The 17,814-nt window shown below is 34.9% G+C and carries 21 protein-coding genes; 9 read left to right on the plus strand and 12 right to left on the minus strand.

Annotated features, from left to right (window positions below; translation table 11 throughout):
* Window positions 1–245 precede the first annotated feature (245 nt).
* The 6 genes from ACEPXD_RS14895 (at window position 246) to ACEPXD_RS14920 (ending at window position 3,377) form a co-directional block, all read left to right on the plus strand.
* Window positions 246–671, plus strand: coding sequence for an HIT family protein (locus ACEPXD_RS14895; protein WP_391117181.1), 426 nt, complete (start codon window positions 246–248; stop codon window positions 669–671).
* A 120-nt stretch (window positions 672–791) separates the two neighbouring features.
* Window positions 792–1,316, plus strand: a complete 525-nt coding sequence (locus ACEPXD_RS14900; protein WP_391117183.1) for a tryptophan transporter — start codon at window positions 792–794, stop codon at window positions 1,314–1,316.
* Between the two features lie 103 nt (window positions 1,317–1,419).
* Window positions 1,420–1,776 (plus strand): YtxH domain-containing protein, encoded by a 357-nt coding sequence (locus tag ACEPXD_RS14905; protein ID WP_391117185.1) that lies wholly within the window; start codon window positions 1,420–1,422, stop codon window positions 1,774–1,776.
* 141 nt (window positions 1,777–1,917) lie between these two features.
* Entirely contained in the window at window positions 1,918–2,466 is a 549-nt protein-coding gene (locus ACEPXD_RS14910) for an HTH-type transcriptional regulator Hpr (RefSeq protein WP_391123273.1), read from the plus strand.
* A gap of 110 nt (window positions 2,467–2,576) precedes the next feature.
* The gene (locus ACEPXD_RS14915) at window positions 2,577–3,122 is read left to right on the plus strand and encodes a DUF3267 domain-containing protein (RefSeq protein ID WP_391117186.1); all 546 of its coding nucleotides are present in this window, start codon (window positions 2,577–2,579) and stop codon (window positions 3,120–3,122) included.
* 69 nt (window positions 3,123–3,191) lie between these two features.
* Window positions 3,192–3,377, plus strand: a complete 186-nt coding sequence (locus ACEPXD_RS14920; protein WP_391117188.1) for a hypothetical protein — start codon at window positions 3,192–3,194, stop codon at window positions 3,375–3,377.
* Window positions 3,378–3,556: 179 nt separating this feature from the next.
* Here ACEPXD_RS14920 and ACEPXD_RS14925 read toward each other — a convergent pair whose 3' ends face one another.
* The gene (locus ACEPXD_RS14925) at window positions 3,557–3,661 is read right to left on the minus strand and encodes a YjcZ family sporulation protein (RefSeq protein WP_391117190.1); all 105 of its coding nucleotides are present in this window, start codon (window positions 3,659–3,661) and stop codon (window positions 3,557–3,559) included.
* Window positions 3,662–3,798: 137 nt separating this feature from the next.
* Here ACEPXD_RS14925 and ACEPXD_RS14930 point away from each other — a divergent pair, with 137 nt between their 5' ends.
* Window positions 3,799–4,728, plus strand: a complete 930-nt coding sequence (locus tag ACEPXD_RS14930; RefSeq protein ID WP_391117192.1) for a peptidylprolyl isomerase — start codon at window positions 3,799–3,801, stop codon at window positions 4,726–4,728.
* Window positions 4,729–4,843: 115 nt separating this feature from the next.
* On the opposite strand, the gene yhaM is transcribed toward ACEPXD_RS14930, so the two are convergent.
* Genes yhaM through ACEPXD_RS14945 form a run of 3 tightly spaced genes read right to left on the minus strand, consistent with a single transcriptional unit; the run spans window position 4,844 to window position 9,692 of the window.
* Window positions 4,844–5,782, minus strand: coding sequence for a 3'-5' exoribonuclease YhaM (yhaM, locus tag ACEPXD_RS14935; RefSeq protein WP_391117193.1), 939 nt, complete (start codon window positions 5,780–5,782; stop codon window positions 4,844–4,846).
* A 22-nt stretch (window positions 5,783–5,804) separates the two neighbouring features.
* A complete protein-coding gene (locus ACEPXD_RS14940) occupies window positions 5,805–8,480 on the minus strand; it encodes an ATP-binding protein (protein WP_391117195.1) in 2,676 nt (891 codons plus the stop codon).
* Between the two features lie 3 nt (window positions 8,481–8,483).
* A complete protein-coding gene (locus ACEPXD_RS14945; RefSeq protein ID WP_391117197.1) occupies window positions 8,484–9,692 on the minus strand; it encodes a metallophosphoesterase family protein in 1,209 nt (402 codons plus the stop codon).
* A gap of 111 nt (window positions 9,693–9,803) precedes the next feature.
* Here ACEPXD_RS14945 and ACEPXD_RS14950 point away from each other — a divergent pair, with 111 nt between their 5' ends.
* On the plus strand, window positions 9,804–9,989 hold the full coding sequence (locus ACEPXD_RS14950) for a YhzD family protein (RefSeq protein ID WP_391117199.1): 186 nt from the start codon (window positions 9,804–9,806) through the stop codon (window positions 9,987–9,989).
* A 220-nt stretch (window positions 9,990–10,209) separates the two neighbouring features.
* Here ACEPXD_RS14950 and ACEPXD_RS14955 read toward each other — a convergent pair whose 3' ends face one another.
* From ACEPXD_RS14955 to ACEPXD_RS14985, 7 genes are all read right to left on the minus strand, one after another.
* Window positions 10,210–11,226, minus strand: a complete 1,017-nt coding sequence (locus ACEPXD_RS14955; protein WP_391117201.1) for an anti-sigma factor — start codon at window positions 11,224–11,226, stop codon at window positions 10,210–10,212.
* Window positions 11,213–11,767, minus strand: a complete 555-nt coding sequence (locus ACEPXD_RS14960; RefSeq protein WP_391117203.1) for a sigma-70 family RNA polymerase sigma factor — start codon at window positions 11,765–11,767, stop codon at window positions 11,213–11,215. The genes ACEPXD_RS14955 and ACEPXD_RS14960 overlap by 14 nt, the downstream gene beginning before the upstream one ends.
* Window positions 11,768–11,859: 92 nt before the next feature.
* A complete protein-coding gene (locus ACEPXD_RS14965; RefSeq protein WP_391117205.1) occupies window positions 11,860–12,027 on the minus strand; it encodes a hypothetical protein in 168 nt (55 codons plus the stop codon).
* Window positions 12,028–12,031: 4 nt separating this feature from the next.
* On the minus strand, window positions 12,032–12,811 hold the full coding sequence (locus ACEPXD_RS14970; RefSeq protein WP_391117206.1) for an enoyl-CoA hydratase: 780 nt from the start codon (window positions 12,809–12,811) through the stop codon (window positions 12,032–12,034).
* Between the two features lie 119 nt (window positions 12,812–12,930).
* Complete coding sequence (locus ACEPXD_RS14975) at window positions 12,931–13,275, minus strand: YlbF family regulator (RefSeq protein WP_391117208.1); 345 nt, start codon at window positions 13,273–13,275, stop codon at window positions 12,931–12,933.
* Between the two features lie 18 nt (window positions 13,276–13,293).
* Window positions 13,294–14,436 (minus strand): DUF445 domain-containing protein, encoded by a 1,143-nt coding sequence (locus ACEPXD_RS14980; RefSeq protein WP_391117210.1) that lies wholly within the window; start codon window positions 14,434–14,436, stop codon window positions 13,294–13,296.
* Window positions 14,437–14,502: 66 nt separating this feature from the next.
* Window positions 14,503–14,892, minus strand: a complete 390-nt coding sequence (locus ACEPXD_RS14985) for a ferritin-like domain-containing protein (protein WP_391117212.1) — start codon at window positions 14,890–14,892, stop codon at window positions 14,503–14,505.
* Window positions 14,893–14,964: 72 nt separating this feature from the next.
* Here ACEPXD_RS14985 and ACEPXD_RS14990 point away from each other — a divergent pair, with 72 nt between their 5' ends.
* Window positions 14,965–15,168 (plus strand): YheE family protein, encoded by a 204-nt coding sequence (locus tag ACEPXD_RS14990; protein ID WP_391123276.1) that lies wholly within the window; start codon window positions 14,965–14,967, stop codon window positions 15,166–15,168.
* A gap of 907 nt (window positions 15,169–16,075) precedes the next feature.
* Here ACEPXD_RS14990 and ACEPXD_RS14995 read toward each other — a convergent pair.
* Window positions 16,076–17,479 (minus strand): M48 family metallopeptidase, encoded by a 1,404-nt coding sequence (locus ACEPXD_RS14995; RefSeq protein WP_391117214.1) that lies wholly within the window; start codon window positions 17,477–17,479, stop codon window positions 16,076–16,078.
* Between the last annotated feature and the right edge of the window lie 335 nt (window positions 17,480–17,814).

A 17,814-nucleotide genomic window follows, 5' to 3' on the forward strand; every position in this document is an offset into this window, starting at 1 on the left:
ACGCCTAGGCGTATTTGTGTCCAGATCAAGTAAGGAAGTTAGCTTAAGATTGTCGCATCCTTGCGACAACACCTAACTGACCTGCATCACGCAGGCCTGTGCTCGCTCGATGAACTCCTTCACAAAATCTGTGACATCCGCCGGAGTCCTTAACCTTATTCAGCAAAAAAAATGCTGAATAAGGTTAAACAAACCTGTCCTATTATATGTTAAACTTTTCGTAACAATGAATAGGAGGTTTTTACATGAGTGAATGTATTTTCTGTAAAATAATTGATGGTTCCATTCCAAGTGCAAAAATTTATGAGGATGAGCATGTATATGCTTTTATGGATATCATGCCCCTCACAAAAGGACATACGCTCGTTATTCCAAAAAATCATAAAGAAAATGTATATGATTTATCAGAAGAGGAAGCTAGTAATTTATTTAAAGTTGTTCCTAAAATTGCATCGGCATTAAAAGAAGCATATGGACCTGTTGGAATGAACCTTTTAAATAATAATGGAGCTCCTGCTGGACAAAGCGTTTTCCATTTTCACTTGCACTTCATTCCTCGATACGATCAAACAGATGGCTTTCGTGCAACATGGAATACGAAAGAGAAAACGTTCACACCTGAAATTATTCAAGAGCTCGCAAAAGACTTGTTTGAAAAGTTAAATAACTAGTAGTTGCTTTTATATTAAAAAAGACATACAATCATAGATAAGTTTCTTGCTAACGATCAAGAGGATACGTTAGAGGAATCTTACAAACAATAGCTTAGAAAAGCTGAGGAGAGATGAGAATTGAATACAAAAAATTTAGTTTTAATGTCCATGTTGATTGGTGTCGGAGCAGTACTTTATATTGTTATCCCAGGATTTAATGGTGGGATGAAACCAGACTTTATGTTAACAATGATGTTTATAGGAATTTTATTATTTCCTAATGTGAAAAGTGTTTTTTTACTAGGGGTTTCAACAGGTGTTATATCTGGTTTGTTTTCTACATTCCCTGGTGGATTTGTTCCGAATATTATCGATAAATTTGTCACTGCATTCGTTTTCTTCGGATTGGTCGTATTACTTCACACTGTTGTAAATAAATTAGCAGTAGCAATTGTCCTAACTTGCGTTGGTACATTGGTTTCTGGTACGGTTTTCTTATCAAGTGCGATTTTCTTAATTGGCGCAGATATACCTTTCGCCGGACTTTTAGTTGCAGTAGTTCTTCCAGCTATCGCTATTAATGCAGTAGCATTCTTCATCATCTATCCAATAATCGGAAAGATAATAAAGAGAACGAAATTCGAAACAGCTATTACTGTTTAAAATACTTGCTTTCCTTTTCGAAGGAAAGCTTTTTTTGTACAGAAAATTATGTTTTAATTAGGTCAAGGAAAGGAATAATACACATAAACAAGGGGTGAATATAATGAAAGCAACACATTTCTTTTTTGGAATTGCAACAGGGGCAATAGTAGGGGCGACTACTGTACTTCTTTCCACTCCACAATCCGGTGGCGAGCTGAGATCATCTATAAAGTCTACTTCCCTTGATGTGAAGGACAAGTTATCCGATGTTAAATCACATATACAAAGTCTTAAAAATTCCATTAGTCTATTAAGTAAGGAATCAAAAGAAGTAGTCCCAGCTACGATCGATGATTTGAAAATGAGTATTGCCCAATGGAAAAGTGAAACCGCTCCCATTCAAGAACAGCTACAATCTGAAATCAATTCGATTCAGCAAGCACTCGAAGATTTAGAAAAAACATTACCTAAACCATAAGAAAAAAGAGGGATGCACTTAGTCGATCGTGATTAGCGCATTACCTCTTTTTTTAATGTAATAAATAACATTTTTTATTCTGTTTCAACTTACTTACTTTCTTGCTATAATATTCGAAAGAAAATAATGTAGAAAGAAGGGATAAACATGTCAGAACAGTCTTATACGATGAAAGAAGCCATGCTCTATAGTCAGCGTATTGCACAGCTTTCAAAAGCATTATGGAAAGCAGTAGAAAAGGATTGGCAAGTATGGATAAAACCTTATGACTTGAATATTAATGAACATCATATTTTATGGATATCTTATCATTTAGAGGGTGCAACAATTTCGGAAATTGCAAAGTTCGGAGTTATGCATGTTTCTACTGCATTTAATTTTTCAAAAAAACTAGAGGTCCGTGGGTTGCTTTCTTTTTCTAAAAGAGATTCTGATAAGCGCAACACATACGTAAATGTAACTGCTAAAGGAAAAGTATTGTTGGATGATATGTATGAAAACTATCACGACACGCCTCATTCCGTAATTGAGGGTTCTGTTCCAATGAAAGAACTATACGGAAAATTTCCAGAATTTTTAGATGTAATGGCAGTCATTCGGAATATTTATGGTGACGACTTTATGGAAATATTTGAACGTTCCATTAAAAATATTGATGAAACATTTGCGAAAAACGAGGATTCTCAATGACTTGAAAGCATTCTCTTATATTTTAATATTTTTTGTATTGCTTTTTCCTTGCAAACATCGTATTGTATGTATCTGAAAGATATCCAACAACGTATAGGAGATGCTTACACTTGCACTGCTGGAAAACAATTAATGTGAAAAAACAATACGGTTTGGACCGATTATTTCTTTTGTCCTCTCTTCTTGTAATTATCGTTTTTTCATTCGTATATGCACTATTAGGAATTATCAATAATACAACTAAATCAGACGATTATTTTTGGATATTTATTTTATCATTTTTATGTATTTATCCACTTCATAAATTCATACACTTTATCCCACTTTTTCGATACAGAGATAAAGTAAGATTTATAACGGAGAAAAGATATGGAATTTTGCCTGTCTTCCAATTGCGTGTAATTGAACCAATTAATAAGAACAGATTTATTTTTTCATTATTAGCTCCATTTATTTTTATCAATATAGCCCTTGTTACTGCAGCAATATTAGCACCTATATTTGCTCATTACTTTACAATCTTATTAGCTTATCATTGTGGTATTTGTTTAATAGATTTAATTTATGTGAAAAATTTAAGTAAGTCACCTAAACAAGCACTTATTGAAGAAACAGATGCGGGATATGAAATATTAATCGCCCCAACTCATCCTTAACAATATATACTACTTGTAAACTATATTACTTATTTGATATGCTTACTAGTATATGAAGGGAGTCTAGACATGATTATACTTACGATGATTCTATTCTCAGCATTTTATTTGCTACAAATTAATCGAATGACATTAGCATTAGTAATGTCAAAAGAAATTCCAGAAGAAAAACATCCTAAGATTTTTCGTACAATTAACATATTAATTACGATTCTTCTAGTTAGTTTCTATGTGGAATTAGTTTATACAGTTTAAGAAAAGCTGTAGTCGCTTGAAGTTTTGGAAAGTTACCATTTAGAAAAGATTATATTTTCTTTACTTAAGAGAAAAAATTGACCCAAGTCATGTAGATGATGATGGGTCATTTCTTTTATTTCATATGAGGAGGAAAAGAGGAACCAAGATCGTGTGCACGATCTTAGTCCGTCCCTTCGTTAGTATATAAATGCTGCACCTACAATGACTAGTAAAATAAATAGTACTACCAACAATGCAAAGCCGTTAGCTCCGTAACCGCCGCCGCCATATGCTCCACCCATTTAGAACACCTCCTTTTCAATGTATCCTATGCGTTATTTTAAAAACTCGGTAGGCAAATGAATGGGAACCATTTTTATTTTTATTTCGTTTATGTTATAGTAACTACTGCAGCACGAAGAAGTTAGGAGAGAATTTCATGAAAAAAACAGTATTAACATTCACACTTGCAGCATCGGTTCTTGCTTTAGGAGCATGTAGTAATTCTGCAAATAGCAGTGACATAATTGCTACTTCTAAAGTTGGAGACATCACGCAAAATGACTTATATCAAGAAATGAAATCATCGATTGGTGATCAAGCATTTCAACTTCTAATGATTGAAAAGGTACTTGACTCGAAGTATAAAGTGTCAAAAGAAGAAGTGGATGCAGAATTAAAAGCTGATAAAGAGAAATTAGGCGACAACTTCGAAGCTATGATTGCACAACAAGGCTATACAGAAGTATCTTACAAAAAATATTTAAAACTTAACTTATTGCAAGAAAAAGCTTTAACTGAAGATGTTAAAGTATCAGATGATGAAGTGAAAGCTGCATATGATAAGATTAAAGATGAAATTAATGCTCGTCACGTTTTAGTAAAAGATGAAGCAACAGCTAAAAAAGTGAAAGCTGAGCTTGAATCAGGTAAAGACTTTGCAGAAGTTGCAAAGAAATATTCGACGGAAGAAGCAGCTCAAACAACTGGTGGTGAATTAGGTTGGTTTGGTAAGGGACAAATGGTTCCAGCTTTCGAAGATGTGGCATTTAAATTAAAGAAAAATGTATTTAGTGATCCAGTAAAAACTGATTTCGGTTATCATATTATTGAAGTAACTGATACACGCACGATTAAAGAATCATTTGAAGATAAAAAAGCTGAACTTGAGAAACAATTGAAACTTGAAAAAGCGGATAAAGCAACGCTATTACCAAAAGTAGCAAAAATGATGAAAGACGCTGATATCAAGATTAAAGATGAAGACTTAAAAACTGCACTTGACAGCATTTTAAAATCTGCGGATACTCCAAAAGAAACAAATGCTGACACTACTAAAGATGCTGGTACAACGGATAGCTCAAAATAATTCGTACTCACAGCTTTGCTCTAAAGTGTAGAAGTAGCAACATTTATTAAATAGTCAAACTATTATATTCTAAATCAAAAAAGCGTAAGGGTCATTTGCCCTTACGCTTTTTTTGTTATTCAAAAGTTGGTTTATAGAATGACCGGTTTTCTAAGGCAAATAAGCGCTCCGAAAACTCACCAGGATTTGTTTTGTCTAATGCACGATTTAGCATATTCATTTTTGCATCGATATTATCTATATAATGCAAAATTTCTGCTTCTCGAACCATTGGACGTTTCGGGCTTCCCCACTCTTCTTTTCCATGATGACTAAGCACCATATGTTGAAGAAGCATTACCTCTTCCCCTTCAATTTGGAGTTCTTCTGCTGCTTTCGAAATCTCATTTACCATTATTGTAATATGACCAAGTAAGTTACCTTCAATTGTATACGTTGTAGCTACGGGACCAGAAAGTTCTAATACCTTTCCTACATCATGCAAAATAATTCCTGCAAATAAAAGATCTTTATTGAGCGTTGGGTAAAGATCACTTATTGCTTTACCTAGTTTCAACATGGATACAACATGATCTATTAATCCCGACGCATAATCATGGTGATTTTTTGTCGCAGCAGGAAAGGTCATAAATGCCGTTTGATGTTTCTTTAATAGATGACGAGTAATTCGTTGGATTAATGGATTTTTCATCTCAAAGAAATACTGCATTAGCTCTTCCATCAGTTCTTCTTTCGGCTTCTCTGCAGAAGGAACAAGATCATTTATTGTGATTGTTTCATCCAACTTGACTGGTCGAATACTTTTTACTCGAAGTTGAAATTTCCCCCGATAATCTTGAATTTCTCCACCAACTCGAACGATTTGACTTGCAGCGAATAACTTTTCGTGCTCATCGTTTGTATCCCATAATTTCGCTTCAATATCGCCACTTTTATCTTGTAAGACAAGAGACATAAATGGTTTACCGACTGTAGTAACCCCTTTTGTTGATTGTTTAATCAGTAAGAATTGATCGACTGGATCTCCTACTCGTAGTTGTGTAATACCTTTCATTTCACATCTCCTCCACTTCCGGCTAATATGTCGCTACTTGTACAATATGCGCATCTTCCCATACATATTGCATATTGTCATGACATGAAAAATAAAGTAGTTGCTCTTCTTTTTGTAGCTCCTGCATTAATTGTACCACTTGTTGTAAGCGGAAACGATCGAAATGTACAAATGGATCATCCATAATAATTGGAAAAGGAGCTTTATTTTTTAAGGATTGTGCAAGTGCGATTCGAAGCGAAATATAAGCTTGTTCTTTTGTAGCTTGACTAAGTTCATCGATCTTAAAACGTTGTCCACTTGCTTTAATTGCTTCGAAAATTCCTTCTGGCGTTAATACTAGCTGTTCATATGCTGCACGCGTCAGCATTCTAAAATACACTTGTGCTTTTTCAAGAACTTCCGGAAGGCGTTCTTCTTTTAATTGCACCATCATTTGTTTTATCGCTTCTACGACTGTTTTAAAGGCAACCCACTTTTTGACGTATTCATGCAGTTCTGCTTTCTTCTGTTCTATCTTCTGTAGAATCTCACTTTGCTGATCTTCTACTAACAGTTTACTTGTCTGATATTGTAAAGATGCTTTTTCTTCTACTAACTCATTTCGACTTTTTTGGATAGCGTGTAGTTGTTCTTTACTCTCGCTTTCAAATGCTTCGTCAAAATCATCTAATGCCATTTCTTTATTTCCTAGTTGAATTTGAATCTGGTGCAATTCTTTTTCTAGAGAAAGTCTTTTTTCAAAAAATTGGAAAGCAGCATAAAAATCGCTTTCTGATTCTACTTTTGCTTCTTGGAAAAGCTCTTGAATATTTTGAGCATATGCTTGAAGCAAGGAAATGTTCTCTTTTTGTTTCAACGTAATCTCCTTTATTTTCTGATGAATAGACTCATTCTCATCCACTTTTTTCTTTTCACTTAAGAAATACTCTCGTAGTTGGTGGAATAACATATCTTCAATTAATGGAATATTGACCATGTTTTTTCCCTGTTTCAAAAAACCTTGCATTTTTTTTCTTACTTCGTGTAAATTTATATCCATTTGATCTAATTGTATTTGTTGTTCTTGAATCATACGTAGTCGACTAAATAACTCTTTTAACAAATTCGGAGAGACCTGGTTATTTAAATGATAGTTTCTTAAAAATGATTGTATATCCCGTTCGACTTCTTTCTGTTCCAATTCTAATGCATGTATAGTATTCTCCAACTGACCAATTTGAGTTGCTAAAGCTTGTAGTTCTTTTGCTAATAAACTTTCGTATGTTCTAATATCATTTGATTGATGAGAGGTTTTAAGAACAAAAGAAAAACCAACATAAACAAGCACACTGACTATTAGAAAAGTTAGCCCGATTAACCAATTGGATTGCAGAAAAATTAAAATCAGCCCTAAAAGAAAAATGATACTACTAAAAACAACAGGAATTTTACCAGAAGAAGATGATTTCGTATGTTTTATCTCTTTTAAACGTCCTTGGTGCAAGCGAAGATCTTCTGACTTCAGTTGATATAATCGATTTTCTTGAAGTAATTCACTTTCTAGTTGTTCCCTCTTCTTCAATAATGTCACTAGTTTTTCTTCTTGGTGAATAGATATATCCGCTCTTACAATATCGTTTAGATTCTTTTCCCAGTCGATTCCAACTAGTGCTAATTGTTGCATTTGGTTTTGCAAAGTTTTCGTTTGTTCCTCTTCTATTTGTACTTTTTTTGCTTTCAATTGATGCCATTCTGTTTCATTTGCTAAGAAGGTTTGTAAAGAATTTAATTGATCTATTGTCAGTAGTGCATTACTATTCGATAATTTTTCTAGATTTTCACTTAATTGTTCCGTTGCGGCTTTCACATTCATTTCTTTATCTTTTATACTTTCAAAGCGTCGTATTCCATCTGAAGGAAAGGATTGATGTTGGATTTTTTCTAAAGCAGCTAAGATATTTATTTGCTTTTCTTTGATCGGTTTTAATTGCTTCCATTGCATAAATCGGTGAATTTCGGACATAACTTTTTTTTCTTGTAAGTTTGTCTGTTCTAGAAGTATTTCAACCTCATTTAGTCGTTTAGTGGAAGGTTCATATTTGTCCACTTCTGCTAAATGGGACTTCCATTCTTCCTCCATCTCCCTAAGTTCCTCTATTTTTTGATTAATAATTGGTTTTTTCCCACTCGGCTTAAATAACTCGCCCATTTCTTTTACAAATTGTGCTTCCACGTTAGACAATGTATCCATTCCAGTTGTTCCTGAAGAAAGTAAGGTACGCGTAAGCTCTTCCTCTGTCATCTTATCAAAGCCTTGCAATTGAAGTAAGGAAAAAGAAAAAATAGCTTCGAAATCTACACGATTATAGGAATGGAGTAAACTATCTAACTCTTTTTCTCCCCCACGAGTTCCATCTTCAAAATATAAAGTCACATCCCCACTTGCTTTACCTTTCACACGCTCAATTACAACCCGTCCCATCTTTTCATCTATAAGTTGTACTTTACCACCATATGCAGCCCCACTTTTAGGCTCATATCTTAATAACTGAGCATTTTTTTGAGGAAAACCAAAAAGGATATGCAAAATAAATTGCTGAATAGTAGATTTTCCAGCTTCATTTTCACCATAAAAGACATTCATACCTGATTTTAAATCTATTTGGACGTTTTCATGCTTTCCAAAGCCGTATATATGGAGTTTTTCTATTTTCATCGTTTATTGCCTCCTTTTTGTAACAACTTTGGTCAGTAACTGTTCCACTTCTTGCATTGTTTCTTTCATAAGTTCATTTTCGATTGGATTCAAGTATCTACTCCCTTTTGGATGCTGATATAATTCCTTTAAAGCATGCTTCCAATTGGAGGTGCTCCAGTCTTGTATCATTTGCATAATCATTTCCGCTTCTTTTATCGTTTCCTTTGGTAAATCAAGTTTTAGCTGTTGAACGATGATAAAATGATTTTCTATACTAAGACTGTCTTGAATGATCGAAAGCCACTCTTCTTTCGTCGAAGCTTGCAAAAGTTCTTCTGCATCTTTACCTATATTCGTGAGTGTCAGTTCTATTATTGCATTGCCATTGGATTCACTGTACGTTATCAAGGATTCCTCTATTCGAGCAATTAATTCATTTGCATGGATTATTCCGTCACAGGAGACTTCGATTTCATCGTAAATAAAAGCAGAAGAAGGTATAAATTGTAGATCCGCATGTCCTTTTGTTATAGAAACTTCGTAAAATCCTTTCACTCCACTTTCATTTCTATGCCTACTTTGTGTATTACCCGGATAAACAATTGGAGGCTCATTGTGTAGAATGTGACGTTTATGAATATGTCCTAGTGCCCAATAATCATATTGTTTCGATAACAGATCAATTTTACGAAATGGGGCATAGACATCATGTTCAGCATTACCTTCTACACTTCCGTGCAACATGCCTATGTGAATATCTTGTCCATTAGCTACAGGATAATATGCGTGCATAGCTTCACGAATATGCCGCTCCTTATAGCTAAATCCAGTAATATGGACTTTATTTCCTTTTACATTGAGTATCTTTGTTTCCACTTCTTCTTGAAATACTTGCACATTATCAGGAAACTGAAATCTCACCCATTTTCCACTTAAGTGATCATGGTTACCGTAGCTAATAAAAACGGGAATACCTTCTGCCTGTAACGTTTTCATCCCTTTTTGAAATAAATGCTGCGCGCGTAAGCTCCTATTCTCTCCATCATAAATATCACCAACAATCATTATGAAATCCGGTCTGCTGCCAATTGCATAGTCTATTATGTTTGTAAAAGCTTGGAATGTGCTTTCCCGTATATCCTTCCATCTATCTTGCGGAATAGCGGAAATCCCTTTAAATGGACTGTCTAAATGCAAATCTGCAATATGTAGAAAACGAATTTCTGCCATTCAATACACCTCTCAAAAACGAATATTTGTTCTTATTTTATCATATTTTCATAGGATATTCCTAATTTTTTATGTATAATAAAACCAAGAATAATAAAGGGGTGTTAATTCTTGAAAACATATAAATTCACTGCATTTGAACCAACTGGGAAGCTGATTGTGGAAGAGACTTGGTCATTTGAAAATGATGACGAAGCGAAGAAAAAAGGCGAAGCGGCTATTGAAGAAAAAGGACTGCTTGAAACGACTCATCGTTTAGTAAATAGTTCAGGAAAACTAGTTTTATTTCACGTTTGAAATTTGTAAAGAGGCTAAAACCACATTGGTTTTAGCCTCTTTTTAGATTGATTTTAGGAAGAAGTAATTTTAGTTGGAACTTTGAAGTGTTTAGTTGGAAAAATGACTGCTTTAGTTGGAATAATCGAGTGTTTAGTTGGAAAAGGATATTTTATCCATAAAAAACGACCATTTTCTATGAATGGTCGTTATATACTACGTGCTGAAACTTTAAATTCCTTTATTCATTCCAGTTCCAATAAGTGATTTCTCCCAATTGAGCACTGCGAATTTCTTTTAGTTCTTTTAGTTTTAACAACTCTTTTACTGGTCCAGTAACGACTGCTCCGTACGCTTGGAATCCTTCTTCATTTAAATAGTCGTATCTTTCTTGTAGATGACTTGTATCTAGCAATACTTCCGCTAGTTTTTTATTACCCTTGAGCATCATTTGCATATTGTCGAGCATTGCTTGTTGACTTTCTTCTACAGAATTTACCGCCAACTTTGTCACTAAAGAGCTGCTTTTAAAATCATTACTGGTAATCCTTGCCCATGACAATCCCCATGGATGGTATAAAGCTATTGAATTACCACCTCTACCCCAACCACCTTCTGTGAATTTCTTCAATTCCCCCGTATATAAAGGCATCCAAACGATATCTAGATCGTATGGAGATAAGAGCTGCACTATTTCTTTTGGAGAGTAATACTCTTCTGTAGAAAATGCCAACTCAGCTACATTTCCCTCATCAATTTTCTCCAAAGTATTCCAAGTACCAGGATAGTCACTTCCATCTAATTTACTACCATAGTTCGGATGATAAGGTAAATCAAAATAAAATCCTCGCTTCATTGAATTGTATGGATAACTTTTCTCTATTTCTACATGTGTAAATGCAGTAATAAATGTTTTTCTCAATTTTAATTGTGAAACAACATAATCTTCGCTACCTATTCTTTTTTCAAGTGGAAACTCTATTTTCTGTGTTAAAAACGGTGTAATTTCATTGGAGGAACTCCGTGCAGCTCCAATAGATAAATCCGGACTAGTCCAATCAATTGCCAGCTGTTGATAAAATTCAGTTCGCTCACCAATATTGCTAGCTTCATATAAAATGGACAGTGAAATCATATATATAGAATATAAAAGGAAAATAGCAACAGTCACACGTATTATCTTAAAAGTTAATCTTAAAGAAAACCGATTTTTATATTTTTCAATAATTTTTTCTGCCTTCTCTTCATTCCACATCATATCTGTCACCTCTTTCAAAATCTTTTCCTAACCTCTCAACTAGCAGTTTAAATCGTTGCCTCGCACGGTACAAATTAACTTTTACTTGATCTAAAGAGATATCTAATGTTCCGGCCAGTTCTTCGTATGTAAATTGTTCATATTCTCTCAAATAAAGAATGGTTCGATAATTTTCAGGGAGCAGTTCCAATATATCTTTTACTTCATCTGCAACTTCCTTTACGAATAATTCATCCTCTGGAACACCGTAAGGACTAATAAAATCTGTAGAATTGGAAAGATGATTATAAAAAGGAACCCAGCCCCACCTTTTTTTCTTCCGCCACTCATCCATATAGGCATTCCGTGCTACTTTAAATAGCCAGCTTTTGACTTGCCCACCTTCATATAAATCCAACGATAAAGTTGCCCTATAAAATGTTTCTTGCACAAGCTCTTCCGCCATTATGTCGGAGCCGGTCAATTTCAACAAATAAAAGTAGAGAGGCTTGGCGAAAGCTAAATAGACTGCTTCCAATTCGTCATGCCTAGTTTTCTTCAACTTTCTACCTCCCTTCCTACTTAAAACGTTCCATTAGGCTAATTGTTACAGTCTAAATGACAATTTCAAAAAATAATATCCCTGAATTGTCTTCAGCTTCTAAGTTTTCCAACTAAGTATGCATTTTTTCCAACAAAAGCTTCTTTTTTTCCAACTATACCCTCAATTATTCCAACTAAGGCATTCAGTTTTCCAATTAACCTCAATTTATCCCAATCAACAATTAAAAAGAGGAGATCAACGACTACTGATCTCCCCACTTATTTACTTCCCTCTAAACTCGGGCTTACGCTTTTCCACGAAGGCCTGGATTCCCTCTAAGTGATCAGCTGTTTGACGCATTGCTGTTTGTTTAACCGCTTCTTTTTCCAACATCAATTCTAGTTCTTTTATTTGACTAGCATGCAATATTTCTTTTGAAGCAATCATTGCAGCAATAGGCGATTCTAATAGTTTCTGTGCGTAAGACCGAGCCGTTGACCATCCTAATCCATCCGATGCGATTACATCCACTAAACCAATTGCTTTTGCTTCTACTCCTTTAACTATTTCCCCTGCCCATATTAACTGTTTTGCTTTTGGGATACCTATTCTTTCCTTCAAGAAAAAATGTCCACCACCGTCAGGAACAAGCCCAATTCCAATAAAATTCATTGCAAGTTTGCTATTTTCTTCTGCGATTACTATATCGCATCCAAGGACCATGCTAAGTCCTAGTCCTGCCGCTGCACCGTGAACACAAGCAATCGTAATTTGAGGGAGCGTATATAATGTCATCGCAATTCGACCAAGTTCTACCATGACATCTTCCATATTAAATGGATTCGCTGTATTCATCATCGCTTTAATATCTCCACCAGCGGAGAATGCACGACCCTCTCCTTTTAACAGTAGGACTTGAATGGAATTGTCATTCTTAATAGACTCCAAGCATTCCGCGAGTTCTTTCATCATCACTTCGTTCATTGAATTCATTGCCTCAGGACGATTTAATGTTAAAGCTGCCACCCGTCCTTCTCTTTCTACTAGTAAAGTTTTATACATATCTATTTCTCCTCTCCAAGTGAATGATCATTCATTCTTTATGTATTCGCCATCCTCTATTATTTCCCTGCTAAATAAAAAAGATCTCCCACAATCGGATGTGAGAGATCCTTCATTATTTAAATGCCTTCATATAGTTCTTGCACTGGTTTAATTAACACACGATTTACTTCTTCAATTATTTGACTTAAGGCCATTTCAGCCTGAAGCATTTGAGAAATTTTCTCGTTTCCTTGTGCAAGCTGAGCAGTTTTTTGTGCATATTCTATTTCTTCACCAGAAATCTCTTCACCTTTCATCTGCTTTTCTTGAAGGGATAATTGAATTTTACGGAAGCTTTGGAATAACGCTAGTGCCTCTTCATCTGCTTTGACAGATTCAACAGCTGCTTTTACATGAGAAAATTCATTCGTTTGGCGTAGTGTTGCTTCTAACTTATTAATATCATCATAAATATTGATCATTTTAGTTTGCTCCTTTTTTTAACCTGTAATAAATACGATTAATCCTTGGATAACCCCTATGAGTCCTCCTAGAACTCCGCCTAGCACAGTAATCATTTTAAACTCTCGTTTCGAAATGCCAAGTACGATATCTTCTAAACGCGAAACTGGGAAAGAATCGACTTGTTCTTTTACCATATCTTCTAATTTCATTTTGTGCAATACTTCTTCTAACTTTGCCTCTGCTTCCATAAATGCAAATGAAGTTAGTTTTGGAACTAATATTGTTTGTGTCCAATCAGTTACTTCCGGAAAATAATGAACGAGACTATGACTTAATCGATCTTCTATTGCCAACTGCTTTGTTAAATATGTCTTTACATTCTTAATAATCGGTTCAAAATCAAAACCGTCCATCATTTCCACAATTGATCGATCTTTCAGCTTTTCCCATTCATTTCGAACAATATTTTCTAACATATTTTTAGTGCCTGATGCTTTTAAAAACTTTATAATTTCCGGCTGAACTTTTCCGGCAAGAGAGGAAGATTCGCCGACAAACATTTGAATCATGCTTCCAAGGGTTCCTTTTGTAGATAGGAAATCATCAATCAAATTTTTTACGGTCATTTTTCCTTCTTCGGATTCGAAAAAGTCTTCCCCTTTTAGAAGAATATAAGAAACAATTTCTCCAACTTTACTATCTGCCTTCAGTTGCCAATCGGCAGGAGCTAGTTGACGGATGGATTCATGTTCAAAACGACTTTTTAATTGCTTGAACTGAATATCCACTTGCTCATCCATTTTTTTATTTGCCATTGTTGCAATGTTTTCAATTCCACCAAGCTTTAACCAATCTGCAATTGTCTTGTCGGAAAGAAGAACTTTTTCATTCAATTGTCGAACGATTAATTTTGTCGCTTTGTCTTGCATTTCATCGTTAAAGTACTTTCGTTTAAATATGTCGGGAGTTAATAAGTGATTTATCACTGTGTTTCCTAATTGCTTGGCAAGTTCATCACGTCTCTTTGGAATTAACCCTGGTGTGAAAGGAATCCGCCAAGATCCAATATATTTTGCTTCATGTGGTCTAAAAAGCATCTTAATTGCTAAGTGATTGGTAACTGCACCTATAGCTGCTCCGACTACTGCCATAAATACGATCGTCCATAATAACCCCATCTTTTTCACCTTTTTCCTCTAGCTTATCACTTATTATAGCAGAGGAAGGACAAACACTAAAATATTTTACAACGCATTATACATCATCGAAAAGCGTATCGCATGCTCAGTTTCGTCATGCATTGCAACAAATAGAGGAGCATACGCTTGCTGAATCGGTATTTGGAGCAACATTTCTTTATACATTTCCGCAGTTTCTAACTCATCTCTAACTGCATCTTTGGCACATGCTTTTAAATCCATACAAGGCTCTCGTCTTTCTAGATTTTGAACAAACGTCCCCGTCAGCATATAATAGAGTTGTTGAAACATTTCATAATGGCTTTTTTCGTCCTCAATTACATGCTGAATAAAACCTTGCCAGTAGGGGTCTTCCGTTAAATTATACATATCTTTATAATAATGATAATCAGCATATTCATTTTGAATCGCTTTCTCTAGTTTCTCAACAAACAATTGGATGCTCCTTCACTAGTCATTTCTACTAATGTATGCGAGCAAATTATGACACATGAAAGGATGATTATTTTGTTACAACATTTTAGTTATAAACGACTATTTGAAAATAACCAATTACCTGGTTGGTCCATTTCATTCTTCTATAAACAAACCAGATATACAGGTGAATATGAAGCAGATGGCACGATTAAGTGGATTGGCGATGTTCCAACTGATGAAGAAACCGTAAAAAAAATGATTCATGAATTGATGCTATTTCATGTATATGACTAATAAAACGCAAGCGTCCTTAAAGTGCTCTTTACTTCACCAATTCCCGAGTGCTTTGGACAAAACATTGGCTACGCTATTAACGAAGAATTTTATGGAGGATCTGGAAGTGACTGCGTCACTTCCAAATCCTCTTTTTTCGGTAATCTTGTGGCGGATGTTTGTCCGTCGCCCTCTCGAAATAGGTAGAGACAAGATACATAAGGTTTGGATAATGAGAGAATAAATCCTTTCCTATTCTTTTAAAAGCGGACGAAGATGCAATTTCGTCCTCTCAACACTTCTTTATCAATGAATGCTATCTATTTTTCAGGTTCCACTTGCCCAATTGATAAAAAATGGAAAGCACCAGTTCATTCTTTCGTAGAAGCTTATTTTCTTTCTTATATGTACTGTTAATTGGAGCAGAAGCCGACGACTACTAGGGGATTATCAAACTAATCAAGACCCCGGCCTCGCGCGCTGCTAGGAAAGCGACTTGATCTTGCAAGCGTCTGCATGTAGCGGAAATCAACCTGTTCATGGCATAAAAAATTTTATGTACATTCTAATCTTTTAAGAAAAGCCCAAACACCTTTTAAGTTAACTAATTCTATTCTCTTATATAAAATGAAAATTAAACACACAAAAAGAACCCAATTCGCATATGAATTGGGTTCTATTAAATACCTATATATCAAGCTTCTTCATAACATATGAAATAACTAACCTACAATTATGATTGTATGATTTCTATTTCGCTTGCTAAAAGCGATGTTAAAATGTCTGCTATTTAATCGAAGTGAAAGTATGTTAGAAGATGATAGATGTGAAGCGCAGAACACAAAAACACCAACCCCAGAGAACCATAAATATCCGACAAACTTTCCTACGCCAAGAATGTGTTAACAACTTACTTTTACCCTGAAATTTATTTTTTATATTCTTTCAAAAATCCTGCGATTTCACGTTCACCACTCTGGACTGCTAACATATGTACAGTCATACCTTGAGAGTCTTTTATGTTGGGATCAGCACCTAGATCGAGGAGTACCTTGACAGTTTCCAAATTAGAACTGTATACCGCATAAAATAAGGCTGTCATTCCGTTATACTCTTGGTAATTTGGATCCCCTCCCCCTTCAACAAGGATTTTGACCATATTCGGGTCCCCTATTTCTCCTGCAGTCATTAAACTAGTCATTCCATAGCTGCTTTCATAATTAGAATCTGCCCCTGAGTTTAGCAACAATTCTACCATTTTGGGGTTACCGCCTTTAACAGCCCAATCTAATGCCGTATTATCGTTAAAATCTTCTTGATTTAAGTCTTCACCTTTTTCTATCAACTGATTTACTTTATTGAAATCATCATTTGCTACTGCGACGATAAAAGACGGAATTTCCTCCTCAGCTTCAGCTACTTCTTCAAACTCTTCCAACGGATCATACAAGATACCTTCTCGTACAAGGTAGTAAAATCCTACAGATAAAACCAACAATGAAACTATCGATACAATGCCAAAAAACCATCCTGACTTTGAATTTTTTAGCAAAGTCAATTCCTGTTCTGTTTCTCCAAACAGATGGCTGATCTCGTTTACTCGTTTTGGCAATGGCGGATGGGTAGATAATAGCTCACTAAGCCAGACAAAAAATCCTTTTTCATGGTTTAATTGCTCAATATATTCAGCCCGATTGACATGTAAATAAAGGTTTTTTCCAACTGCAAGCATGATCAGACTGTTTTTGGATGCCTCATTATTTCCTGTATAAAAGGCAGCATATCGATCACAAGTATATTCACAAGCCCGCAGATAAAGTTCCGCGATTCCCGGTATCCACATTGCTGGCAAAATAAACATTAGTTTAGATAAATGATTCCGTTTTATATGGGCAAGTTCATGCGCAAGGATAAAGTTTAGCTCATCATCATTATTAGTATTAATTAGTTCAAAGATTTCGGCGTAGATGACTACCATATTTCGTCCGAAAAAACGGGTTGCAAAGGCATTTAACACTCCTCCAGACTGCATAACATAAATGTCCGGAACTTTAGATATTCCCATTTTTGCACATAACTCCTGGGCTGTTTCATAGACTTTGGGAAACTGCATTGGACTTAGTTTTACAGCATTTGCCCGAATGTTCCCAATCATCAGGGCGTGAAGGAAGAACGAAATTATAGATATACTTAGCAAAATGAGAATTCCGAAAATTGACAGAGCAAAGCCAATATAAGATAAGATACTAATTATAAGTACAATCCAAAAATACTTTTTTTCATTTTTATTAATCAAATCTTTTGGTAAAAGTGTACATTCATTCATTTTCATTATAACCCTCTTCATTTTTTATCTTAAGTTTTCAAAGTCATTTTACTTAAAAACCATATCAGAAATGTATTAGAAAGTAACTTAAGTACAGCATGCACTGTTACGATAGTTTCCTAGTTTCCCAAAATACTATTTAAACTAAAAAAAGTATCATAAATTACTGCCAAAATTAAGACGTAATACGACCATTTCATTATTCCTTGTTTATTTTTTCTCATATTTTAAATCTTAACAAAATATCACACTACCTCATATATGTAATTTTTTCCTTTTTTATTCAACTAATCGAGTAGAGGGGGAACCTCTCTACCTCCTCTTGAGGCAACACTTTCATG

It is taken from the genome of Psychrobacillus sp. L3, from assembly GCF_042945595.1.
In the GTDB taxonomy this organism is placed as follows: Bacteria; Bacillota; Bacilli; order Bacillales_A; family Planococcaceae; genus Psychrobacillus.